This is a genomic window from Cytophagales bacterium (genome assembly GCA_033344775.1).
In the GTDB taxonomy this organism is placed as follows: domain Bacteria; phylum Bacteroidota; class Bacteroidia; order Cytophagales; family Cyclobacteriaceae; genus JAWPMT01.
This window is the reverse complement of record JAWPMT010000005.1, coordinates 2,084,560-2,110,000: the sequence shown is the minus strand read 5'-3', so window position 1 is coordinate 2,110,000 and position 25,441 is coordinate 2,084,560. Positions and strand designations below refer to the sequence as shown.

Here is a 25,441-nt window from a genome sequence, read left to right as displayed (position 1 = left end):
AAACGATCCAGGCGACTGTTTATCAAAAACACATGGCTTTGCGAACTTGAAAGAGGAAGTATAAGGCCTGACACCTGCCCGGTGCTGGAAGGTTAAGGGGGGGAGTTAGCTTCGGCGAAGCTCTGAACTGAAGCCCCAGTAAACGGCGGCCGTAACTATAACGGTCCTAAGGTAGCGAAATTCCTTGTCGGGTAAGTTCCGACCTGCACGAATGGTGCAACGATCTGGATACTGTCTCGGCCATGAGCTCGGTGAAATTGTAGTAACGGTGAAGATGCCGTTTACCCGCAACGGGACGGAAAGACCCCGTGAACCTTTACTATAGCTTCACATTGGTATTGGGTAAATGATGTGTAGGATAGGAGGGAGACTTTGATCGTGCGTCGCCAGGCGTATGTTAGTCATTGGTGAAATACCTCCCTTTGTTTATCTGATGCCTAATCTGGAGACAGAGACAGTGTGTGGTGGGTAGTTTGACTGGGGTGGTCGCCTCCAAAAGCGTAACGGAGGCTTTCAAAGGTACCCTCAGCATGTTTGGTAATCATGCGAAGAGCGCAATAGCATAAGGGTGCTTGACTGTGAGGCCAACAAGCCGATCAGGTAGGAAACTAGGATATAGTGATCCGGCGGTTCTGTATGGAAGGGCCGTCGCTCAAAGGATAAAAGGTACTCCGGGGATAACAGGCTGATCTCCCCCAAGAGCTCACATCGACGGGGAGGTTTGGCACCTCGATGTCGGCTCGTCACATCCTGGGGCTGGAGAAGGTCCCAAGGGTTGGGCTGTTCGCCCATTAAAGTGGCACGCGAGCTGGGTTCAGAACGTCGTGAGACAGTTCGGTCCCTATCTGTTGTGGGCGTAAGAAGTTTGCGTAGATCTGACCTTAGTACGAGAGGACCGGGTTGGACTAACCGCTGGTGCACCAGTTGTCTCGCCAGGGGCATTGCTGGGTAGCTACGTTGGGAAGGGATAAGCACTGAAAGCATCTAAGTGCGAAACCCACTACAAGATGAGACTTCTTTAAAGGGATGTTCTAGACGAGGACGTAGATAGGCTGTAGGTGTAAAGGCAGTAATGTCAAAGCTGAGCAGTACTAATTACCCGTAAGCTTTCTTTAAGCGACTATACTTGTAAAACGATTAATGATCAGAATCTTTTACTCTGACAACATGTTAAGGATATTAATGTGTGCTGATAAGAAGTATCAGCAGACTAAGATTTTATAGTGATGATAGACGGACTGCTAGTCCGAGGGTGTCTGACACCCGTTCTAAGTTGCTAAAGACTTTATGGTGATTATAGCGAGGGTGTCCACCTCTTCCCATTCCGAACAGAGAAGTTAAGCCCCTCAGCGCTGATGGTACTGCCGTAACAGGTGGGAGAGTAAGTCGTTGCCAGCTTTTAACAAGACCCATTCATTAATTTGAATGGGTTTTTTTATGCCTGAACGTAAAGGCTACATTCGATACAATCCACGATGGATTGTTACATCGGATCAAATATGACTTATAGGATGTAGAGTTCTTCCAAATCATATATCGAGTTCTAAAGATTTCTTTGAACTCATGATTTCTTGGTTCTGCCAAACTAATTTGGTCGCTTTATGATAACTGAGTGGTTTGGACCTCTAAATTGGGATTTTCACTTTTTAAAGACGGACCTAAGAAATAATGCTTGATCCCTAATACTGCCCTATAGTCCGAATGGTCTGCTGTTTGAAAGTCAAGCGTTGATGATGTTCAACGAAACGATGAATGAAGTAAGAAAGATTGATCCGCAATTGGGCTTCTAAGCGATTCTGTAGGAATTCCTCTGCTGATCTTCCAAAGGTGGGCATTTAACCTTATTAGGAAGAATACCATTCATTTACGAAAGTTCTTCGCTATTTCATCTCTGTAAGCTTGTCCAACGGGTAATTTTTTTCCTTTAATGCTGACCTGATTGCCTTCCATGAATTCTATTTTATCCAGGTTTACAATATAGGATTTGTGGATTCTAAGGAAACTATTTCCAGGTAAGGATTCATTCAAGCTACGTAGTGTGTCGCTACTGATAATTGCACCGCTGTTCGTGTGGATTTTAACAAAATCTCTAAGCGACTCTATGAAGTGAAGTTGATCATGAGGAATTCTGTAGATTTTTTTATCAGCTTTTATGACCAATATTTGACTGTCCGCTTTTGGTATTTGACTCAGCTTCTCTTTTGCACGAGTTATAGCTTTAAGGAAGCGCTCAAAAGGGAAAGGTTTTACCAAATAGTCTATGGCGTCTATTTCGAATCCTTCTACTGCAAATTCTGTATAGGCGGTGGTAAATATTACCAGTGGTTTTCTAGATAAGGAATTATAAAAATTAATCCCAGAAATTTTCGGAAGATTTATGTCTAGTAACAATAGATCTACTTCTGAGGATTCTATAAGTGATATCGTTTCCATTGGATTGTCATATGATCCTACCAATTCCAATTCTGGATGGTCCGACACAAATTGTCTTAACAGATCCTGAGCTAATGGTTCGTCTTCTATGATTAGACATTTGATCATGGAATCGTAAATTTCACTTGTACAATAAACAGATTCTCTTCATTATTAAGATCAAGTGAGGCGTCAGGATAGAGTAGGTCCAGGCGCTTTTTAATATTTTCCAGTCCAATCCCTCCTTGACGCAGCTCAGGATGATCCCTATGGTCAATTTGATTTTCACAATGAAATTGAATGGTTTCGCTTATTAACAGAGAGATTTTAATGGCCTTTTTAAGATCACCGTGTTTGAAAGCATTTTCTAAGATAGGGAGGAAAATCATTGGAGGTACTGTGATGTCTTTTGGGTCACCAATAACGCGGAAATTAATTAGGTGGGGACCCTTCAGGCGCAGTTTCTGCAACGCCAGGTAGTGTTCCATGTTTTTGATTTCCTGGCTGAGCTCGACCTTCTCTTTGTTGATCTCGTACAATGAGAATCGCAAGAGTTCTGATAGTATCAAAATGGCTTCAGGTGTTTTTTCGCTTTTCTGTATAGCCAGAGCGTAGATGCTATTGAGCCCATTAAAGAGAAAATGAGGATTTAACTGCTCTTTTAATGAGTTCAATTGGAACCTCATGTTCTCTGTTTCCAGTTGCTGGATCCGAAACCAGGATTTGGAAAACTTCAATAAGGATGTTAGTGCTAAATAAATTGAAAATACAAGGACGAGTGAAAGTGTGTCTACAAACGAGACTATATAATAGTCGACTAAAACTATCGGGATCATGATCTCGAACACCATATAGTGCGCGACAATGGCCAATGCTATGATAAACATCAATCCCAATAAATAGATTACGTAATGTCCTTTTTGCAGTAGCTTCGGAATAAGTAGTCCCAGGTTCAGGTAAACCAGCAGGATCAGGCAACCATGAAAACTGATAGAATATATCACATCAATGGAGCTTAATGCACCTGAAATAGAGAAGTAATAGGCGATGAAATAAAGGGATGCCGCCCAGAATAGTAAGTGCGGCAACGGTCTCCAATTAAATACTTTCACTAGACCAATCATTTTAAAGGTACTCTGCCATAAGTGATCGGATCTTCATAAACTTCTTCATTGTCACTATATACTTCCAGGAATTTCTGGATTTGTTCCGGTTGAGCTGTGATCAAAATGTTACCATCTACATCTTCATGACGCAACCGTACTAGTTTTTTTACAAACATGTCATTCAACTTATCCAGGTCGAAGGAAATTAATTCAAAAAGATTATTTGAAAAGTTAACCTTCATAAAGGTATGGACCGGGAATGCATTCGCTGAGAAAAAACCACTTTTCGTGTCTATGATGGGATATAGATCTATGAAGTAATTGTCCGATATTTTAACCAAGTGCACTTTATAAACAGAGCTTTCTTCATCATTGTCTTGCACGATCATACGGTATGACTTGTCTGTGCTTACAGAAACAGATCCGTCAAATGAAGTTTGGTTTAGGAGCCATCTTGCTGAGCTTGACTTCTCTTTTTCCTCCTCTTCTGCTACTTTACTTTCTTCTGTCTCTCCCTTTTCTTCTACGATTAGTCCTTGTACCAAGGAATCCATATGTGCGGAAATTTTTACCGTATCATACACTAGTTTTCCTCCAATTTCCATGGAGATGGGTTCGTCGGACTGCATGTGCCAACCGGCACCAGATAATGCGTATTCTTGAGCATCGTTTTCTTCGTCCTTTTTTTCAAATACATCAGATGGGTCATCTGAAAAGCGCTGAAAGGTGATTTTATACCCTTCGCTATCTTCCCAGGTGCCGAGCAAGGCTGCTTCAAAAATGACTGTATCTTCAGTGTAGATTGGGAAAAGAGAGTATACGCAGGAAGATAATAGACACATGACCAATACAAACAGTGTGGATGGTTTTGCTATAGTTTTCAGTGCAGACATGATTTTCATTTTCTTTTTTTTTATAGTCCAAAAGTGTTATCTGCGTGATTCTTGACAAATTAATCTCTGCAAACACCAGGTTTTAGGGGGCAAACACTTCTTTTTTGACTTCTATCTGTACGCTTCTTCTAATTAAATCATTAAGCTGCTTTGGATGTGCTATTAAGTTTGGTCTTAGTTGTAAAATTTGGGTATTTATTTGGGAAAAGTTAAATTGAAGACGCAATAGACTATTGACTGTCTCACAAAAAATGCCATGAAGACATATTCCGCCACTCTGATTCTTTTACTGATCAGCCTGCCACTCCTTTCTCAAAGGGTTTCTGATCAGAGTCCTCCATTTGATTTAAGTTCTTTAAATGTTGATTGTCAATCACTTCAAGATGATCGTAATCCTTTTCCAATAGGAGAAGTGATCTATGTGGGAGATGGAAACAACAGTGTTTTGGAACCCCTGGAGCCATTTACCTTCAAATTTGAAGTGATCAACGATGGAGATGGAAGGGCCACTTGCCTTGAAGTTTACGTTGAAGATTCGAAATCTGCTAACTCCAGACGTCCGGTGATCAATACGGGTCGTCATCAAAAAATCGCAAAAATTGATCCAGGAGCTCGTGAAGTGATCGAACTCAAAATTACGCCAGGAGTGGAGCTGGATGATGGAGACAGGACTATTACCATTTTCGTGAAAGAGAATGGAAAGCGATACGATATGCCTCCTTTGGAATACGTAATCCAGTCCAGAGCCTATAATCCTGATCTTCAATATCGAGGATTTGTGATCAATAGCGAGCCTTCAAGAAGTACCAATAACAGAATTGAAAGAAACGAAGAGGTAAACCTTGGGTTGATTGTACAGAATGCCAGTAGTAGCCGTGCTTTCTCGCCTAATTTCCGATTGCTTTCTGATAATGAAAATGTTCTGATCTATGAAGGGAATTATGACAATAGTAAAGGGCGTCAATTACGAGGTTCTTTGAAGACTTTAGGGGCCTATGAAGTAGATACGATCCAGTTCAACCTTCGGGTGACAGGTGCTTATCGTGAGGCGTCGAGACTGCCAATTAGAATGCAGGTTACAGATAGTTTGTATAGTGTACCTGGTCTTGCTTCGCGACTCAATACAAGTATTATCGATACCGATCTTGATATTGATCTGGATTCAAAGCCTAAGCCTCCACAGGTGATTGCGGGCGAAGATCAAAAAAGAAATATAGGTGGGACTTTCTCCGATCGATGGAGAAGAAAGAAAGACGAACTTGCGATTGCTGAATTTCCTCCTGCCGTGCCTATCAATGAAAATGCGGCGGCCCTTATCATCGGGATTGAAGATTATGATCCGCTGACTGATGCGCCTTATGCCGCACAAGATGCAAAGATCATGGAAGAATATATGCATCGTGCGTTTGGTGTGAGCAAAGACCGAATCATGAGAGTAACTGATAGTGAAGCGAACAATACGTTTTTCATCAACTACCTCAAGAATCTGAACGAATTACGCAACACCATTCTGGGAGTAGATGGATCTACCGATTTGTATGTTTACTACAGTGGTCATGGGATACCGGGTAAAAATGATGATAAGGTTTACTTGTTCCCCAGTGATGGAAACATCAGAAACCTGAGCCAGTTTGGGGTGGAATTGAATGAGTTTTACACGGGTCTATCTGCTTTGAATACAAACAGTGTTACCGTCTTTATGGATGCTTGCTTTAGTGGTGCTTCCAGGGGTTCAAGTGCTTATGAAACACAAAATATCACTGGAGAAAAAGGTGGTGTTCGCTTTGTGAATCCGAAGCTTCAGGGAGATTGGCAAAATGATAAAGACTTTATGATTTTCACTTCATCTTCTTTTGGGGAAACTTCTCTAGGGAATGATGTGACAGGAACGGGATTGTTTACCTACTATCTTGCTGCTGGCCTGAAAGGGTACGCGGATGTGGATAAGGATGGACAGATCAATTCTGCGGAACTTATCAACTATTTGAGAAATAATGTGTCTGGAGATGCTGAAAAACTATATCAAGATGGAAAACAGACACCTACATTCATCGGGAAAAACTTCGAAAAGGTACTTGTTGACAGAAATTAGAAAAGGACAATTTCGCACCTTGATTTTTTTACTGGGTGCGTTTTTGTTTAATCATGCCCTATTTGGGCAGGGTACTGGATTGGTCTTTGATGATGAGGCTATCCATGCCATTCCGAAAACAGCACAGCTTGCTACGAGGGACTTTACGGCATTGCCCAGAAAAGTTGACCTGAGTAAGTATGCTCCGAATGTAGGTAATCAGGGCCAAACAGGTACCTGTACGGCATGGTCTTCTGTTTATCATGCCCGAACGATCTCATTTGCGTTTCGAAATGGCATGACAGATAAGGCGGCCATTACAAGAGCGGCTTTTTCCCCATCCTACGTTTATAATCAAATACGGTACAACAACACCTGTAGTAGTGGTACAAGAGTAAACGAGGCACTGGAAGTGCTGAAAACAAAAGGAACACCTACTTTGTCGGAGTTTGCTTTCGATTGTGATAAGATTCCAAATGAGTCTGATCATGCAAATGCAGATGATCACAAAATTCTGGATTATAAGATTTTGTGCTACCAGGAAGATCAGAATAAGGTTGAGTTGGTTAAGAAAAGCCTTGCCAATAATAACCCGGTCATTTTTGGTATGTACACCGTACCCTCTTTTTCCAGCGGAGCCTATTACAGCGACGTATGGAATCGTACGCCGGAGGATAAAGATTATGAAAGGGGTGGACATGCGATGGTCATCGTCGGGTATGATGATGATAAATATGGTGGTGCATTTCGTATTCTGAACAGCTGGGGAGCTGGCTGGGGTGATAGTGGTTATTTATGGATCAAGTACGATGATGCTCAATATGCCATTCTTTTTGCGGCAGAAATGATTGACTATCCAGGGGAGAGTTTTTCATTGGGAGGCTCTATCACCTTCAATTTCGATCAGGAAGATGATTTTCCTTTAGATTTTGATGTGACTGATCAAGTCTACAGAACCCAAAAAGGTTACCTTTCTGGTACGCAATTCCAGTTTACAGTCAATAATCAGGAAGCTGCTTACATGTATGTGATTGGCTCGGACAATTCAGGCGAAATCTTTCAAATATTCCCTTTTGAGGAAGGAATTAGCCCCTATTTAGGGTATCAAAATAGCAATCTTATTTTCCCTGATGAAGATCATTTCGTAGAATTAGACAACCAAAAAGGAGAAGATACGTTTTGTGTTTTGTACTCTTCCAGACCAATTAATCTGAAAGGGTTACTTTCAAACCTGTCCAACTCCAGCGGAGAACTAAGAGATCGTGTTTATAAGATTCTCGGCGAAAGATTGCTGGACCCATCGTCCATAGATTACGATAAGTCCGAAGCTAATTTTTCAGCCGAATCAAACAAGTCGGACGCAATTGTCCCCCTGTTTGTGAAAATTAAACATATCTAACCATGAGAAAAGTTCTCCTGTTCTTCGTATTCGCCCTGACAATTGGCGCTTTGTCTGCTCAAAGCCTTCGAGAGCAGTTGAACGAAGGCGTCAAGCTTTCCAGTGAAGGGAAATACAATGAGGCGATAGACGTCTTTTCTGAAATCCTGAAAAAACAACCCAATTCCGCAACGGTACTGACCAGACGTGGGATGGCTTACTACAATTCCGGCAATTACAACAATGCCAGTCTTGATTTTGCGAAAGCTACTAGCGTCAATGCAGAGAATCATGTGGCGTGGTATTTTCTGGGAAGGATTGATCTTGATAGGAAAAGTTACCAGTCTGCTATCAATAGCTTCGATAAGGCTATTTCTTTCAACTCGAACTCAAGTGAGTATGTATTGCAGCGAGGCATTGCTCAATATCAACAGGAAAAATATGAGGAAGCTCGCAACGACTTTGAGCAGGCCGTACGGTTGAATGGCTCCTATTGGGAGCTGATCTGGCTTGGCAACGCTCAATTGATGATCGGGGATTATACCAATTCGAGAAATTCATATGAGGCTGCTTTAGAGCAAGATCGTAGTGAGTGGATGGCTTATAACCAAATGGGACTGCTGAATTCCAAGCTTGGAAATTTCGAGCAGGCCTCGGATTATTATGAGCAGTCGCTAAATATTACGCAAGACTCTTCTTCAACTCACAGTAACCTAGCAGCTCTCCAAAATAAGTTAGGTAATTATCAGGAGGCACTTACTCATGCCGATAATGCCATCCAACTTCAAGTATCCAATGCCAATGCCCACGCCCACAAATCTTTTGCTCTTTGGAATCTGAATAGATATGCTGAGGGTAGAGAAAGTGCCAATACGGCAATTCGATACGATGATACTTACAATCAATCGCATTATTATCTCGCATTAGCTCAGGAGTCACTGGGAGCCCTGGATGTTGTCGAGGGGCACTTGCTAAAGGCGCTGGACCTTACAGAAAGTTTTGATCCCTTTTACAAGATCGTTTACGATAAACTCAAGGCTTTTCGGGAGCAATCTGAGGCCAATGTGCCGCCGCAGATTATTTTGACCAATCCGGTATTAAGCAAGTCGAGGGGATTTAATGTGGTGAAAGCTGCAGATTTTGAAGTAAACGAAAATACCCTTTGGGTGGAAGGAACAGTGAAGAGTTCCAATGGCATTAAATCATTACAAATCAATGGTCAATCTGTTTCCTTTTCGGATAATGGATACTTTTCAACTGACATTTCTCTGGAGCGAGGGAATAATGAAATTGAAGTGAGTTGCGAAGACAATCGCGGACTTACCAGCCAGACGAATTTTACTGTAAAATCAACATATGTAGCGAAACCAGAGCCGGAAACTCCGAAGGTTTCCGTAAATGATCGATACTATGCTTTGCTTATCGGAGTAGATAATTATGCTGATTATGGTATTTCTGATTTAGCTAAACCGATCATTGATGCGAAAAAAGTTCGTGGTGTGTTGACCGAAAAGTACGGTTTTGCGCCTTCGGATGTATTTCTACTTACCGACCCTGATCGTGAGAAATTCTATTCAGTGATGGATAACATCAGTAAGATCATTCGTCCTGATGATAACCTACTGATCTTCTATGCTGGCCACGGTTATTGGGACAAACAATACGATGCGGGATATTGGCTGCTTAGCGATGCGGTGCCTTCTAATCGGTCTTCCTGGCTTTCGAATAATGAATTAAAAACACTCCTGAACGGCCTGAATACACGACACACCTTGGTAATCGCCGATGCCTGCTACAGTGGCAGCCTGATCAAAAGCAGAGATCTTGACTTCAACATAGAACTGCAGTCGCTATATGCGTCGAAGAGTCGAAAAGCAATGACTTCCGGCAGCCTAAAGACAGTTCCTGACGAAAGCGTCTTTCTGTATTACCTGATCAAGCGCCTGGAGGAGAATGATGAAAAATTCCTCCGAGCAGAGTTTTTATTCAACTCACTTCGTGACGAGGTAATGTTGAATACTGAAAACACGCCTTTGTATGGAGATATTCCTTCTTTGACACAAGAAGGAGGGGACTTTTTATTTAAACAGAAATGAACACATCAAATATCACAATTATGAAAACAATCCAAATTCTACGATTCTCAATTATTGTATTTGGCTTGCTACTATTCACTGATGCTAGTGCTCAGTATAGCAAGGAGGCCAGAAAAGCAGCCAAAGAGAAGGTTGATAAAGATGCGAAGAAAGAAGCCAAAAGGCTGAAAAAAGATGGGTATTTGAACCTACCTGGTGACTTACCATTGGAAAAGCAACTTCAGAGAAGTTTTGAGATGCAATATGAGTTTGATGATCAAAACATGCCTAAGTTCTTAGTTTCTACAGGAACTGCTTCTTCTAAATCCAGTGCAGCAGCTGCCACGAATGCCATGGACAATGCCAGGGTTGAGTTGGCTGGTTTGATTTCTTCTCAGGTGGCTAACCTGATCAAAACAAACAAGGCTTCTACTCAACTTTCTGATCAGGATTTTGAGACCATTGACAAGTTCTTGTCGAGCAGTCAGACGTTTGTGAATGCGGAGCTTGGCATGATCAATCCTGTGGTGAAAGCGGAGAAAAAGAAAGGTAGTGTGATCGAACGTAGAGTCGTGTTGGGCTATTCTTTTGAGCAGGCACGTAAAGTGGCGCAAAACCTGGTTAAAAAGGAGCTTGAAGATGACCTGGAAGCTAACGACGCTGAGTTACAGAAACTATTAGGACTTTAATAATTGAGATTTTATAAGTGATGAAGCTACCTCTGATACTGATTTTTCTTTTCCTTTTGGCACAGCCAATGATGGCTCAGGTCGATTGGATTGATCAGGATCAGAGGTTGCGTTCATATCCTGCTGCTACTTATTTTTCAGGTTTTGCCCGATTGACTCAAATTTCGTCTTACGCGGATGATGACCTGGAAAGCAAACTCAAAGAGAGTGCTCGTGCGGCTTTGAGTGAAAATGTATTGGTATCGATCAAGAGCCAATCCAAAAACGAAATTTATAATTCAAACAGCTATGCCAGGGACGAATTCCAGCGGTTGACGATTTCTTCTTCCAATATTGAAGTCAGTGGGATTACCTACAAGACACATGTGGACGAAGCCAATAATGCAGCATTTGCTCTGGCTTATGTAGAAAAGGCCAATGTGGTGGCCACCTACGATAACCTGATCCAGGAAAAGTTCGGAAAGGTGGATAACGCATTGGGGATTGCTAAACAATTCAAGGAAAAAGGAGATGTAAAAACGGAACTTAGGATCTACTACCGTTTGCTTCCTTACATTAAAGAAATTGAATCTTCAGTGTTCATATTGAACGCTGCCGGTGGTGCTCTCTCTGAGGAGAACCGGACTAAAATGAAGTCGCTGCGTCTGACGGTGACCGAAAAAATATCAGATGTCCTCACCGATCAGTATGATCTGAAAAATGGAGCGAAGTTGATCTCAACTATTTTCAAGGATCAGATTGAGAACAAAGGCTTTCAAATTCGCATGACATCATTGCGCTACAAAGGAGAGGATGGAACGTCAGAGTTTTCAGAGATCTTTCAGCAAATACAAGCAGAAGAACTCAAGAAGGCGGGCTTCAAGCTGACTTCTCGAAATTCGATCTATCACTTCATTGGCAATTATTGGGATTATGACAAAGAAGTGGTGACTTTGAGTGTGTCGATCATTAATCGTCAAACCAATGAATACCTCGCCAGCGTGGACCTTAAGCTCAGCAAATCATACCTGGAAGAAAATGAAATCGATTATGTGCCGTAGTTGGAATAAGCAACTTTCTCTTTTGTTGTTCTTATTGTTCTGCACGCTGGGCGTTAGTCAGGCGCAGGATTTTGAAAAGGAATTTCAACAATTCAAAAAGGAGCAATCCCAGAGCTTCAAAGACTATCGTCAGGAAATTGATGAGTCGTTCAGCGAGTTTCTGGCCAATGCCTGGGATGAATTCCTAAACATTGAGAAAGAAGAACCCGAGCCCAAGCCTAAACCTAAGGTATTGCCAGACCCTCCAAAGCCTAAGCCAAAAGTTGAAGCAGATGATGAATTACTTGAGGAAGATCTTGGTAGTCTGGATGATTTGGTGCTGGAAAGCCCGGCGAATCATAAACAGTTTCAAATGCCTACCAAGGAGTCTGCCAAGGATTTTGATGTGAAATATCAAAAACAACGTACCTCCTTTTTTGGCCAGTCTGTTGAAGTAGATTTTGATGAAGAGATTTTCAAATTCCGGCTGACTTCAACTGAAGAGAAGGGCATTTCTCAAGCCTGGAAGGACCTGGGTAAAACGGATTACAGTGCCAGTATTTTTGGTTTGTTCAATATGAAATCCAAGCTACAGATCAATGATTACGGTTTGTACATGGCGATCAATCAGTTGCTGAAAGGAAGTGGACTCGATGCCAACCACCAAAAAGTGGTGAGTTGGTTCCTTTTGTTAAAAATGGGCTATAACATAAAATTGGCCAATGATGCACAGGGACTGTTTCATCTTTTACCAACGTTGCAGCCTGTCTACAATACGCGATATGTTAAAGTTCAAGGGATTAATTACTACATATTCGAAACCCGACAAGAGGAAAAACTTAAGACTTACAAAAACTCCCATGCTTTGGCCCAAAGACATTTTGATCTCAGTCAAATGCGCCCTTTAGATTTTCAAAATGTCCGAGTAGGCAGCAAGAAAGTTTCATTCAACTTCAATGACCAGCCGTATTCTTTTGATTTTTCTTATGATTTGAATGCCATTGATTATTACGAGCGCTTGCCACGAATTCCATATAACAATTATCTATTTGCGGAAGGATCGGCTACCTTCAAAAAATCTGTCGCTTCTCAATTGGGTGAGGTGCTTGATGACATGAATGCTCACGAACGAGTAGCATTTCTTCTTGAGTTGGTCCAGCAGGGTTTTGCTTACAAGACGGATGATGAACACTTTGGCTATGAAAAATTCTATTGGCCTGAAGAAATTTTCCATTACGAATTTTCAGATTGCGAGGATCGATCGGCTTTATTGATCTATCTCGTCAAAGCATTTACCAGGTTTGATGTGTGTGCGCTGGATTATCCACAGCATATTGCCGTTGCGGTAGCTCTTGAACAACAATATCCGGGCAGGTACTATTCTTCGGCAGGTAAACGCTATTATGTAGCCGACCCCACCTATATCGGTGCACCTATAGGAAAATCGCTGGTTTCAGACCGACCAAAGGTACTTCTCGATCCAACCAACGAAACTAATAGCATCAATCAAAAGGCCGTAGCGCGGATACGCAGTAGTGGGAATGAAATCTTATATCAATCTTCTGTTGGTGATAACACCTATCTCTATGTAAGATTGACCAATTCGGATTTTGCTTTTCTTAAAGTGTCTAAAGGACAGCTATCTTACGCCTCGAAGGTAAAGGTGCCAGTGACTGACGAAAATAAGACTACTCATCTATTGACTTTTGATGATGCAGGGAGTCTCATCGCACATGATGCGTTCGATGAGGTAGGCTATAATAGCTACGGGATTTATGCGAATCAAACAGGCTCATTCATCACTTTACCGGGTGATCAGGTGTCTGTTCAATAGGGATTTGAACCTATGATGCTTTGACAAGCTAAATCTTGAGGACTTGCTTTGTTTAAACCAGTCAAATGGAATAATTTAACGCAACCGCCAACTAAAACCGATAACATGCAGAAACAGATCTTACTTATCTGTCTAATGATCGTCCCATTCCTATCCATGGCACAAGAGGAATATTGGGTCAAGATCAACAGAATTGACCAGGATCCGGTAGATCCGGCAAATGTGATCATAGAATACCAGCTCTATTCGAAAGAGCCAGATGCTTTATATACGGTAGACCTGGACATTCTGTTTAGTTCGGGTGAACGCCGCAGGCTTACCGCTTTTGATCAAGGCAGTCAGATTGGTCCTGATCAGAAGCCTGGGACCAATAAGCGTGTCATTTGGCAGGCGGCCAATGAAATATCTTCATTTGATCAAAGTGTCAATTTTATCATCAGTGCCGAACAGACTTATACGCCGATACGATTCATCAATCCTTCGCCTTTTGGTGGTCAGAAATTTAAAGTTGGTAAGACTTATCAAATCAACTGGAAGGGTGGTATTTCCAAAGAACAAGTACTCGTGGAGCTGGTTGACAGTAAAGGGAGTGCCTCAGAGATCAATACGGATCTACTGAATGATGGAACGATGGATTGGACTATCGGTAAAAAGGATGTGGGTACGTATAAGATGCGTATCACCCACCGTGGACAATCCTATGAAACGCTTGAATTTAAAGTGGCACGTAAATTCCCGATTTTTCTTCGGGTATTGCTTGGTGTAGCGGTGATTGGAGGAGGAGCTTTCCTATATGATCAGGCCATAGCGCCCGATGAGTTGCCAGATCCCCAATTTCCACAATAATCTATTCGACTAAAAAATTGCCAGGTAGCATATGAAACGAATTCTACTTACTACACTACTTTTTGTCACTATTCTTTTCGCGAAGGCTCAGTCCGTCTATTACTCCCTGATCCCTGATTTTAGTTCCGCGACAGAGAGTAGTTTGTCTATCTCTTTATCAGAAGAGTCATTGGGAACAGATATTGAATTCAGCAATGATGGTCTTAAATTATTCGTCCTCGGTAGCTCTACTGATGCCATGTATGAATATAACCTCTCAGAGGCTTTCTCTATCACTTCAGCTTCATATTCCGGTTTTTCACTTTATGTAGGAGGCCAGGATATTAACCCACAAGGGTTTGTTTTCAATCAGGATGGTTCCAGAATGTTCATGGTCGGTTCAAGTTCCGGTGCGGTACATGAATATGAGTTAAGCACGGCTTTTGACCTGAGCTCGGCGATTGAGACCGGCGTTAGTTTCACGATTTCGACACAGGATACATCTCCGACAGGAGTAGAATTCAACCCTGCAGGGGACAAAATGTATATCCTTGGGGCAGGGGGAGATAATATTTATGAGTATGATCTGTCGACGCCTTTTAGCCTGACTACTGCATCATACAATAGTTCGTTTTTATCTGTTTCCTCACAATCGTCTAACCCTAGCGATCTGGAGTTTTCTCCGGATGGGAAATATGCTTTCGTGCTTGATGCGACGAGTAATAACATTTTCACATACGGGATGAGCACCGCTCATCAGCTTACGAGTGCATCTTTCGTCAATGAGATGAATCTGTCAAACTCTTCATCCAATACAGGATTTGCCTTTTCCAAGGATTTTGCAAGAGTTGCTATGATTAATTCTTCCAGCTCAATTACAGATTTTACTGTTGATAAAATTGCTTTTAAAGAGTCGGTTGAAAATGATGGGACACTAGATGGTTCGATTATCGTTACGGTAGTCGGAGATACGCTAATCAGAAAAGGGGAAGCACTGGTGGCGGATACGGAATATTCCATCAACAATCTGATCTCGGATTTCACCCCAGTCTTGAGTGTAGACGCCAGTGGTTTAACGGCTACCCTTTCTTTGTCGGGCCGAACAACGAGCGATCAGGATACACTGGATGTTAGCAGTGTGCAATTTACGTTCGCTGATACGGCATTTGTCACTTCAAATGCTGTAGATGTCACCAATGCCACGGGGCCGGCGGAGAGTAATTTGGGGATCAATTTAGATGCGGGCTTCAACCAGCCTCGGGTTTTTTACGGTATTGAACCCACTATTACTGAAGCTACTTTGTCCGGAAATTCGATCAGTCCGACGAATGATTCATTTTACCAGGATTTCACTTATTCTGGCGATGGTTCAAAACTCTTCCTGTTGGGTACCAGTGATTCTATTCATCAATATGATCTCTCTGTCGCTTTTGATATCTCAAGTGCTTCTGATGCGAATATTTCCTTCTATGTAGGGAGTGAAGATACGACTCCTCAGGCGCTGCAATTTGACGCCACAGGCAGACGTCTTTTCGTACTAGGAAACGTGAATGATGCCATCTTCCAGTATGATCTAACGTCGGAATTTGATATTTCTACAGCGTCGTATTCAGGCACCAGTTTGTCTGTTGGTATTTATGATTCGTCTCCGGCGGGATTCGCTTTTAGTGGCTCAGGAGATCGCATATTCCTGGTTGGAAATGGAGGTCGTACGATTGATCAGTTGAACTTACCTGGTGCCTACAATATTGCTTCGGTTAGTTCTTCTTCAACCTTGACGCTCACCACTTCCAATACATACACCACCATTTCATTTTCGGCGAACGGAAAGTCATTTTATGTTGGAACCACATCTTCTATTATACAATATGACCTAACGACGCCCTACAGCGTGACGGGGGTGACCAGTGTTGGTACCTTGCCGCTCTCTACGGTTTCAGGTAATTATTTGTCTTTCCGGTTCAATCCGGGCCTGACTGGTTTAGTAACCTTGAACTCTTCACGGGTGATGGATGCATATACGTTACCGGCGGTGGCATTCAACGAAACAGAAGATAACGATGGGCAATTGGAAGGCGCCATGATTGCAAGGGTGGTCAGAGGCAATTTTAACAGTGAGATTACCTCAGATGATGTGACCATTGTCGGAATTCCTTCCGGTTTTACACCATCCGTAGCACTCGGTGATGATCTACAGCATATCGAAATTTCATTAACAGGCCAAACTAAGAGTAATGACGCAGGTAATTCTGTATCGGATATTCAAATTTCGTTTGGTGATGGGGCTTTCGAGGACTTCACGGCTGCAGAAGTGATCAATGCTACAGAATCTCAGACAGGATTAGAAATTTCTTTTACGGCAGGTTCGAACATTCCTGAGCCTTTGATCAGCTATTCCAAGCTGCCAAATATCAGCAATGTAAGTGATACGGTGTTCCAATCATTGGACATTGTAGACCTGCAGGGCTTTATTTTCAATAATGATGGTTCAAGACTTTATGCGTTGAGAACAAGTGTGATTGATGAATATTTACTGTCGACGAATTATGACATTAGTACTGCCACGCTGAACTTCACTTTTTCCATCTCCCTACAGGAAACAGCGGGTAGAGGATTGGCTTTTAATGATATTGGGACCCGCTTGTATGTGATCGGAGGCACACGCGAAATCAATGTGTTCCGCTTTTCTCTGGCGTATGATCTGTCTACCGCAAGTTTTGATTCAGTGATCACAACATTCACAGATGATACGGCGCCTACTGATATCGCCTTCAATGATGATGGATCGAAAATGTATTTATTAGGAGATACGAATAATAGCATCTTTGAATACTTCTTGTCTACCGCATTTGATCCCACTACGGCAGTGTTAGAAACAACCTTTTCGCTCGGGACTTCTGTAACGGGGCCTCAAGGGTTCTCTTTTACCCAGGATGGGTCGTCCTTCTTTGTAGTGGACAACCTGCAGGACCGTTTTTATCAATTTGATCTTTCCACTGCTTTTGATATCAGTACCGCTACGGCTAAGCTGATCAATGTTAGCATCGCAACGAATCTTTCGACTCCTACGGCAATACAGCTATCAGGAGATGGTAAACGCTTGTTGATCACTGGAAATACTGCAGACAAAATTTTTGAATATTCTTTCCCAGTAGCGGCCTTCATTGAATCGTCTGCAAATGATGGTCTGCTGGAGGGAAAACTAATCGCGAGGATCATAGGTGATGTATTTAATAACGCTGGAGGATCTTTTACACAATCAGAACAACTTGAAATTTCTGAAGTTCCTCTTGGTCTTGATCCAAATATCAATATTTCAAGTTCGGGAAGTATTCTTACCCTTGATTATACAGGCAACGCAATCAACAATGATACCATCAATGATGTCGATAACATCGCCATAGCTTTTGCAGATGAAGCATTCAAATCATCCCGTGCTTCTGAGGTAGCAACAACAACAGGTTCTGATTATACGAATCTGGGCATTTCTTACACCGCCGGCAGTGACCTGTTTTTGGAAATGGAATTGTCGGAGAATAATGACGTAATTGCAGATATCGCATTGAATGGTAATCGCGTGACCTTGTTTTCCTGGTTAGCTACTGCCGGTACAGATACGACCGTAGTTGATTCCCTTACCATAGCGGGTTCCTATGATTTTGATTCTCTTCTGATTGATTTTACCTTATGGGCCGGGACTAAAGCAGATGGTTCAGATCGTACGATGTTGGCTCCCGACACGATTGCTGTTTCGGATTCATTGGTATCCTTCGGAGGTATTGCTGATACTTTGTTTGTGATAGAAGAGGTATACTATTTTGTTCAGGGATTAGCGAATGAGGTGGCAGATACTACGGATGCCATCAATTTTCAACTGGCATCAAGTAACCTGACCATTACAGGATCAACAGTCGTTGAAACCACATTGACCGGTAGTAATATTTCGTTTACCAATGCTGCATTTTCACCCATACAGGCGGGGACCATAGACAGTGTGGCCTATGGTGAAACGAAATTGGTGGATATTGACAATGATGACGATCTCGATATAATTGCTGCGGGTACAGATAATGACGGAAATGACATCTTAAAATATTTTACCAACACAAATGGGGTCTTTGCTGCAGGAGTAGCTTTCGGAACGGCCAAGGATTCTGTGCGATTGGCGGCAGGTGATCTTGATAATGATTTACTGAGCCAAATTGATCTGTTGGTACAGGGTTTTGCCACAGACAGTAATGGAGGAACACTTTACGACAATGATCTGAATAACATCAAGGACTTTGCGGCAGATAGTGGCAACCTCATTCTTGGTGACATAGCTACTGGCGATTTTGATGGAGATGGCGATCTCGATATCATCATGTCCGGACAGGAAGATACGGATGCAGCGAATTACAAAATCCGGATTTTCCAAAACAATGGTTCAAATGATTATACAGTCATTGATTCACTGACCATGAACCCGATCATTCGCGGGGATATTGAAATTGGAGATGTGGATAATGATGGTGACCTGGATGTATTCTTAACAGGATTAGATTCTTTGGGTAATCCGGTGGCCGTTTTACATCTGGGTGATTCAACAGGATTTGAGGAGAGTACTACTTCTACCTTTACGGCCGTATCGCAAAGTGCGGCAGATTTTGGCGACTATAACGGAGACGGGTATCTGGACCTGGTCGTCAGCGGAACCGTAGACGGAACCAGTGATAATATCTTATCCGTAATTTATTCAAATGACGGAGATGGGTCTTTTACCGCCTCGACTTTGGCCGTGGATAGTGTTTATGCTGGCGACGTAAAGTGGATTGACGTAGATAGCGATGGTGATCAGGATCTGGTGGAGACCGGGATTGCCCGTACAGATACTATAGCATCTATATGGATCAATGACAATGCTACGTTTACAGTTGCAGAAAATGGTAATCTGCTAGGATTGTCCAATGGTAATATCTCTTATGGAGATATCGATGGTGATGACGATCTTGATCTTGTCATCAATGGAGTGGACAGCACTGCCAATTTTGTAACCACGATCTATGAAAATGCTTTGTTTTCCGGTTTTGTTTCTGAAGTAGCTCAACCAGATAGTATTGGCCTGTCCTTCATGGATTCAAAGATTGTGATTGGTTGGGATTCTTTACCTGGTGCCCAGTATGAAGTCATCGTCGTAAAAACTGATAGTTTAGAAAATGTTGAGGTGATCAGGTCGGCGGACTCGCGACGACTAACAGGTTTTGTCAGAAATCCTGAAAAAGCCAGGATCCGCAATGCCACCTACGAAGTGAACAATGCAGAACGCGCGGCTTACCGTGTCGGAGTACAGCGAATCAATAGCATTTCAAAAGGATCGGAATTCCGTAGAATTGAAAACTTTTTCTTTGGCAAGCCTTTCACTCCTGTTGCAACCGAGCCTACCAATCTTGCGACAAGCAGTTTTACGGCCAACTGGAATAATCAAACGGCAATTGACAGCTTTGCAGTGACGCTGATCCGTGAAGAGATCATTGGAGGTGAAGAGACCTTGGTGACTGTAGGTACATTCGGTACAAATGAAAATTCTTTCCGTTTCAATAACCTCCGGCGTAATAGGAACTATCGCTATTCGGTTAAAGCCATTAACGCAGCGACTGAATCCGATACTTCAAATGAGATCAGGGTAATCCTTCCTATTTCTTCGCTCTTCATTGCTTCTGAAATTAGTGGTCTGACAAATGATACCTATGAGTCGCTTGCGATGGCAGATTTTGATGATGATGATAATCTGGATGTTGTTGCATCGAATGGCACCAGTGGATTTGTCCTGTTAAACGGATCTGCCTCGGCCATCAATTTTATGTCTTCCAGAAGTTCAACTTCTATGGAAGTATTTGATTTTGGTAATGATGGTGATCAGGACATTTTCGTAACAGGAACACTGTTTAGTGTAGGTCGAACGACCATTTATCAAAACAATGGCGCTACGTTCACAGAAACGGTGACAAACTCTTCCCAATTCCTTGAAGCGGATATTGCTTCGGGAGATATTGATAATGATGGAGATGTGGATGTTATTTTGATGGGCCAGGCTGATGGCACGATAAAAACAGAGTTGCTGATCAACAACGGATCCAACTTTGATGCTTCTAGTCAGACGTTTATAGCGGATTCGCAAGGAGATCTGGAGTTTTCCGACTTTGATCTGGATGGCGATCTGGACCTCCTGATCATGGGTACTACGGAGGCTATTTTATACATCAACGAATCGGGCACTTTCACTGCTGGGACATCCTTAACTTTTGATTTCCTCAGTGATGTCGATTTGAAACTGGAAGATATGACCGGCGATGGTCGTCCTGATGTTATTTACTCCGGAGCCACTGGTGGTAGTAGTTTCATCAAGATCTACAGCACGAATGAAGCGCTGGAATTTGAGGAAATTACTGACCTTGATGTAACCACGCAATCCAGTGGTGCACCCAAAATAGAAGTGATCGATGGTGATAATAATGGTACCCTGGATGTCATGCTTATCGGCACCGAAGCCATGGAAGTATACAGTAATACTACAAATGGGGTGCTGACAGATACAGAAGCATTAATTATCAACATCAGTGGTGTTTCTAATGCTGCTACTGCCATTGGAGATTATGATAAAGATGGAGATGTGGACTTGCTTTACAGCGGAGTAACGACTACCAATACCGAAGATGCTGGTCTATTGAGTAATGCCAATGACACAGGTAATGAATCACCAACGGCTCCAACTAATCTTGATATTACCTTTCCGAATGGTAATTGGCAGTTGCAGTGGGATCCGTCCACAGATGATAAGACTGCTACTAATCAGCTGACTTACAATGTTCTGATCCAAAGCGAAACTGAGAACCTTACCTACCAGAGCGCCAATCCTGATAATGGTTTTAGAAAAGTTACTGGTTACGGAGCCATTCAGGATACTACCTGGCTATTTGATCCTGTTGATTTGCCTATTGGCGAATATACCTGGACGGTGCAGGCCATTGATGCGAATGGTCAAGGGTCTGAATTCAGTCCGGTCAACCCACTTACAGTCCCGGATACGGTGAAAATATTCAATAATCAACCGGCGATTGCTTCCGGTCAAATTGATGGAGGTACCGAAAATGTTGTGTTTTTCTCCTTTGGGATCAATGCAACTAATAGCAGTACTTTAGATAGCCTGGCATTTACTTTAAATGGAGACTACAGTGAATACCTTGAAGAATCGACGCTCAAATTGTTCAGGTCCGTAGACGCAAATCCGGACCTGTCTCCGGAGGATCAGGTAGTAGATGCGCAGGCTTCTTCTGACGGGACGACCTTGTCCATTTCAGGATTGAGCAATTCTTTGTCTCAGCAGCAAGTGTATTTCTTTCTGGTAGCTCAAGCTAAGTTTGTTGCCGCTGCAGGAGAGTTTCAAGTCACGTTGGATGCTGCCAATGTTTTCATACAAGAAACTGGCTTTGTAAACGAAGCAGGGAGTCTAACGGGTCCATTGATCAGTATTCGAAATGCAGTGACTACTTACACTCCGGGCAATGTTTCAAATACCAATTTTGAGGCATCGACAGAGAACCAGCAGATCATGGTGTTTAGTGCCAATGCCAATGTTCCAGGTGTAAGTCTACAAGGGGTAAATATTGCAGCAAGTGAGGCGATCAGTGATCGATTTGAAAACATCCGATTGTTTAGCTCGACAGATAATTCCTTGTCTGGAGCAGATACGGAATTAGGCACTTTCATGATTAATGAAAGCGCAATGAGTCTTGAATTCAATTCCGCACTACCAGGATCAGGTACAGATCTGTTTTATTTCGTTGTGGCGGATATTGTCAGTACCGTAAGTCAGAGCACACCAGCGATCACCTTGACATTGAACAGTCCGGCGGATCTTACTTTCTCAAGTACGGAGCTGAATACCTTAGATTTCACTACTTCGGAATACACGTTCTTTTTCGATCTCGTGCCTCCTACGGTACGTTATGATAGTTTCGAAGAAAATGTACGACAAGGTTCTGGTCCACATTCCGTTTCATTTACAGTTCAGGATCAGTCAGAGATCACAGAAGTTGATTTTTTCTGGAGAAAACTGGCAGAGAGTTCATTCCAGCAAGTTGCTCAGACAGTCACTGCCAATGGTACCTACAGTTTTGAATTCAGTGCCACCGATATCGGAAGCGTCGGAGTTGAATTTTATGCTGCTGCTACGGACCTGGATGGAAATACCAACGATCCGGAAGTAAGGTCCATTGGAATCTTCTTTGATAGCACGGATCCGATCGATTTCAAATCCGAAGCCAATATCAAGCTCGAAGGTGAATCGGTGACCGATTATTCTCTGATTGCCTTCCCATTCCAGTCGGGAAGGTTCAGTGATGTTTTGAGTGGATTGGAAAATGCGGAACATGGTGGTTTGGCAGAACTCTTTGCTGGAGACGATAATACCAAGTATCGAATCGTGGGATTAAGAAATGGAGCTACAGATGCTTCTGGCTTCCAAAACCTGACGTTGAGTAGTACCTTCAACCCTGGTGCTGGTTATTACTTGATTGTGGGAGTGAAAGAAGCAGATATTCAGGTAGTGTCTGCTGAGACCGTCGAAGCGTCCAGCGATGACCCTCATTCTGTTTCATTGAGCGCCGGATGGAACATGATCGGTAATCCGTACCTTTTCCCGATTAGTATTGAATCCATTAGGGATTACAACCTCGCGGTAGGAAACATTTCTGATGCGAGTGTGATCAATGACTTCAGACTATTCAAAAATGGCCAGTTCGTTACGAATCCATCTACTATGGAACGATTTGACGGAGCCTTTATTCGTGTGACTGAAAGCGTATCCAATTTCGAGTTTCCAATGAACGATGAAATTCCTTCTAACTCAGGTGGGCGTATAGAACTGACACGTTGGGATGAGGTGGTCGATGAGGATAGCTGGAGACTGGACCTTACCATCAAGCAGGGTAATCAATTGAGTTTAGGGGGCTTTGGTATCAAGGAAGATGCTGCTAACGGAGAAGATATCTATGATCAATATGTGCTTCCGGCGCCAGGAAACTATATCCGATTGCAACATGAAATTGATGAAGAATTGACTGTGATCCGAAATGCAATTAAAGCACCGGAACTGGTCAATGTATGGAATACTTCGCTACACGCAGTTCGGGATGGAAGGATCGCGTTGGAATGGGATCATGAATCAGTGAGTGGTTTGGCCCGATCCTTGTATCTGTTCGATCCGGTAGGCGTGCGCTTCATCGATATGAAGGCACAAGGTTCGACCTCTGTTTCAGTGGCAAAAGGCGCAAACGAGTTGCTGTTCTTCTATGGCCCCGAAGACCTCAAAGAAGAGATCATGGCAAATCAGATTATGGCTGTTGGTCAGGTTTACCCTAACCCGGTTACTGACCTGATAGGGATCAATCTTTTAGGACAGGTGGGCACTGAAGTTAGTATCACCCTTTTCGACCTGAATGGTAAGGAAATACTCGGTGCGGAAGAAATGCTAACCACTACAGGAGTAAATACCATGGAAGTTGCCATTGATCGCCGATTGAGATCTGGCTTGTATTTCCTTGAAGTACAATTGTCTTCTGAAGCGGGAACCTACCGAAGTAAGCAGAAAATTCTGATCAATGATTAGACTATTTGTAGGGATATTTTTGATGCTGGGCACCATCAATGTATGTGCTCAGAATTATCAGAAAGAAGCCAAAAAGCAACAGAAAGCCCTTGTAAAAGAAGGCTGGAAAATTTTGCCGGGAGATAAGCCAATGGCTGAACAGTTGGCCAGTTCTCTTGAATTGAGGAGCCGGTCCAATACCAGGGTGCTGGTCAGTGAAGGAAGCGCATCTACTGCTGTTTTCGAAGCAGCGATGAAGGGTTCCAAAATGACTGCTCAGCGAAATCTGGCGGGCTTATTTGCCAGTTCCGTATCATCGCTCGTCCAATCCAGCCAGAGTTCGGCATTAGAGGGTTTTTTAAGCGAATCAGTGGTAAAAATTTCCGCTAGCCTTAGAAGCAATACGGTCATGACCATCTACCGGGAGCAAGGTGGTAAATACGAATTCAAGACAGTGGTTAGCTGTGCGATGCGTGACTTCTGGAATTTGTTGCCGGCAAATGATAAAGAGAAATTGAAAACAGAATTTGGCTTGTCCGATGAAGCACTTGAGAATACTGGCGGTTAGTTTGTTGGCTTGCTTTACCCTGCAGTACGCATTCGCACAAGAGGAAAAAGTACAAAAAGGGGAGGCCATCGTCATCCAGGATCCTTACGAGTCCCCTAAATCAGCCCAGCAACGCGGCATAGAGGATGCGCAGGTTGCTGCGATTGAGAAAGCATTCCCTTATCTGATTGAAGATGAAACCATCACCACGATCAAAGATGGCAACGTCGATTACGTGATGAAGAGCAACAAGAAGGTAAGAGGCATATGGATCAAGCATGAGCGCGAACCCAAGTGTGAAGCCAAGGTTGTGGAAAGCAAAGGCGAACAAGTGAATCAATACACCTGTACGGTTTATGGCTTGATCCGCGAGGTGAAAAATGATCCCTTAAAATTTGCAGCCAGTCCGCTCAGTGCACCTTACAAAGATTCGAAAAAGGAAGTATTTGAATCTGGAGAGCCAATGTATGTTCATTTTCAGCCTGCCATAGATGGTTTCGTTGCTATCTTTTTTCGATCGGCCAGGTCCGTTAGTCGAATCATGCCTTACCCTCAATTGAATACGCCCAAATACAGCGGTGGTATGACTGTAAAAGGGGGAGAGAATTATATCTTTTATGATCCCAGGCATAGCTCTGTCGAAACCTTGAATATCCTGCCGCAATTCGTATTGCCGCTTCAGGTCTGGACAGACTTTACGCAAGGTGAAGAGAGTAATACCATGTATGTATTGTTCAGTGAGTCAAAGATTCCTACACCGCCGATGGATAATGCGTATGATATGGAAAACTTCACCTACCCTCCGGAAATGGATGCTTTCGATTTTGAGCGTTGGTTGGAGGATCGTAGGTTATCTGACCTGTCACTCCAACAACTTTCTTACAAGATCACGGTACGCGCTCCTCGATAAGGCGTATTTATTTCTCATAACTTTTTGTGTTTTTCCCAGGTTAAATGACCAGCGAAA

Annotated in this window: 13 protein-coding genes and 2 rRNA genes (1 of these 15 cut by a window edge); 12 read left to right on the top strand and 3 right to left on the bottom strand. The window is 42.8% G+C overall.

Annotated features, from left to right (window positions below):
• Positions 1–1,116 (top strand): 23S ribosomal RNA (locus R8G66_26550); it begins 1,748 nt to the left of the window's first position.
• A 170-nt stretch (positions 1,117–1,286) separates the two neighbouring features.
• A 5S ribosomal RNA gene (gene rrf, locus R8G66_26545) occupies positions 1,287–1,398 on the top strand.
• Positions 1,399–1,860: 462 nt separating this feature from the next.
• On the opposite strand, the gene R8G66_26540 is transcribed toward rrf, so the two are convergent.
• Genes R8G66_26540 through R8G66_26530 form a run of 3 tightly spaced genes read right to left on the bottom strand, consistent with a single transcriptional unit; the run spans position 1,861 to position 4,411 of the window.
• On the bottom strand, positions 1,861–2,541 hold the full coding sequence (locus R8G66_26540; GenBank protein MDW3195962.1) for a LytTR family DNA-binding domain-containing protein: 681 nt from the start codon (positions 2,539–2,541) through the stop codon (positions 1,861–1,863).
• Positions 2,538–3,524 carry a sensor histidine kinase gene (locus R8G66_26535; protein ID MDW3195961.1) on the bottom strand — a complete coding sequence of 329 codons (987 nt, stop codon included), beginning with the start codon at positions 3,522–3,524 and terminating at the stop codon, positions 2,538–2,540. The genes R8G66_26540 and R8G66_26535 overlap by 4 nt, the downstream gene beginning before the upstream one ends.
• Positions 3,525–3,532: 8 nt before the next feature.
• A complete protein-coding gene (locus tag R8G66_26530; protein MDW3195960.1) occupies positions 3,533–4,411 on the bottom strand; it encodes a hypothetical protein in 879 nt (292 codons plus the stop codon).
• A 256-nt stretch (positions 4,412–4,667) separates the two neighbouring features.
• On the opposite strand from R8G66_26530, the gene R8G66_26525 reads away from it, so the two are divergent.
• The 10 genes from R8G66_26525 (at position 4,668) to R8G66_26480 (ending at position 25,384) form a co-directional block, all read left to right on the top strand.
• Positions 4,668–6,503 carry a caspase family protein gene (locus R8G66_26525; protein ID MDW3195959.1) on the top strand — a complete coding sequence of 612 codons (1,836 nt, stop codon included), beginning with the start codon at positions 4,668–4,670 and terminating at the stop codon, positions 6,501–6,503.
• Positions 6,490–7,881, top strand: a complete 1,392-nt coding sequence (locus tag R8G66_26520; protein ID MDW3195958.1) for a C1 family peptidase — start codon at positions 6,490–6,492, stop codon at positions 7,879–7,881. Before R8G66_26525 ends, R8G66_26520 begins: the two co-directional genes overlap by 14 nt.
• Before the next feature lie 2 nt (positions 7,882–7,883).
• Positions 7,884–9,956 carry a tetratricopeptide repeat protein gene (locus R8G66_26515; GenBank protein MDW3195957.1) on the top strand — a complete coding sequence of 691 codons (2,073 nt, stop codon included), beginning with the start codon at positions 7,884–7,886 and terminating at the stop codon, positions 9,954–9,956.
• A gap of 20 nt (positions 9,957–9,976) precedes the next feature.
• Positions 9,977–10,624, top strand: coding sequence for a hypothetical protein (locus tag R8G66_26510; GenBank protein MDW3195956.1), 648 nt, complete (start codon positions 9,977–9,979; stop codon positions 10,622–10,624).
• A gap of 20 nt (positions 10,625–10,644) precedes the next feature.
• Positions 10,645–11,664 (top strand): hypothetical protein, encoded by a 1,020-nt coding sequence (locus R8G66_26505; protein MDW3195955.1) that lies wholly within the window; start codon positions 10,645–10,647, stop codon positions 11,662–11,664.
• Entirely contained in the window at positions 11,642–13,477 is a 1,836-nt protein-coding gene (locus R8G66_26500) for a hypothetical protein (GenBank protein ID MDW3195954.1), read from the top strand. The genes R8G66_26505 and R8G66_26500 overlap by 23 nt, the downstream gene beginning before the upstream one ends.
• Before the next feature lie 105 nt (positions 13,478–13,582).
• A complete protein-coding gene (locus tag R8G66_26495) occupies positions 13,583–14,323 on the top strand; it encodes a hypothetical protein (GenBank protein ID MDW3195953.1) in 741 nt (246 codons plus the stop codon).
• 31 nt (positions 14,324–14,354) lie between these two features.
• Positions 14,355–23,948, top strand: coding sequence for an FG-GAP-like repeat-containing protein (locus R8G66_26490; protein ID MDW3195952.1), 9,594 nt, complete (start codon positions 14,355–14,357; stop codon positions 23,946–23,948).
• Positions 23,941–24,495 (top strand): hypothetical protein, encoded by a 555-nt coding sequence (locus R8G66_26485; GenBank protein MDW3195951.1) that lies wholly within the window; start codon positions 23,941–23,943, stop codon positions 24,493–24,495. Before R8G66_26490 ends, R8G66_26485 begins: the two co-directional genes overlap by 8 nt.
• The gene (locus R8G66_26480; protein MDW3195950.1) at positions 24,467–25,384 is read left to right on the top strand and encodes a hypothetical protein; all 918 of its coding nucleotides are present in this window, start codon (positions 24,467–24,469) and stop codon (positions 25,382–25,384) included. The genes R8G66_26485 and R8G66_26480 overlap by 29 nt, the downstream gene beginning before the upstream one ends.
• Positions 25,385–25,441 lie beyond the last annotated feature (57 nt).

Bases quoted from the DNA above. Each gene is read 5' to 3' on its own strand.
- R8G66_26495 (MDW3195953.1), top strand. From the start codon at position 13,583: ATGCAGAAACAGATCTTACTTATCTGTCTAATGATCGTCCCATTCCTA.
- R8G66_26500 (MDW3195954.1), top strand. From the start codon at position 11,642: ATGAAATCGATTATGTGCCGTAGTTGGAATAAGCAACTTTCTCTTTTG.
- R8G66_26505 (MDW3195955.1), top strand. From the start codon at position 10,645: ATGAAGCTACCTCTGATACTGATTTTTCTTTTCCTTTTGGCACAGCCA.
- R8G66_26510 (MDW3195956.1), top strand. From the start codon at position 9,977: ATGAAAACAATCCAAATTCTACGATTCTCAATTATTGTATTTGGCTTG.
- R8G66_26540 (MDW3195962.1), bottom strand. From the start codon at position 2,541: ATGATCAAATGTCTAATCATAGAAGACGAACCATTAGCTCAGGATCTG.
- R8G66_26515 (MDW3195957.1), top strand. From the start codon at position 7,884: ATGAGAAAAGTTCTCCTGTTCTTCGTATTCGCCCTGACAATTGGCGCT.
- R8G66_26525 (MDW3195959.1), top strand. From the start codon at position 4,668: ATGAAGACATATTCCGCCACTCTGATTCTTTTACTGATCAGCCTGCCA.
- R8G66_26485 (MDW3195951.1), top strand. From the start codon at position 23,941: ATGATTAGACTATTTGTAGGGATATTTTTGATGCTGGGCACCATCAAT.
- R8G66_26530 (MDW3195960.1), bottom strand. From the start codon at position 4,411: ATGTCTGCACTGAAAACTATAGCAAAACCATCCACACTGTTTGTATTG.
- R8G66_26480 (MDW3195950.1), top strand. From the start codon at position 24,467: ATGAAGCACTTGAGAATACTGGCGGTTAGTTTGTTGGCTTGCTTTACC.
- R8G66_26490 (MDW3195952.1), top strand. From the start codon at position 14,355: ATGAAACGAATTCTACTTACTACACTACTTTTTGTCACTATTCTTTTC.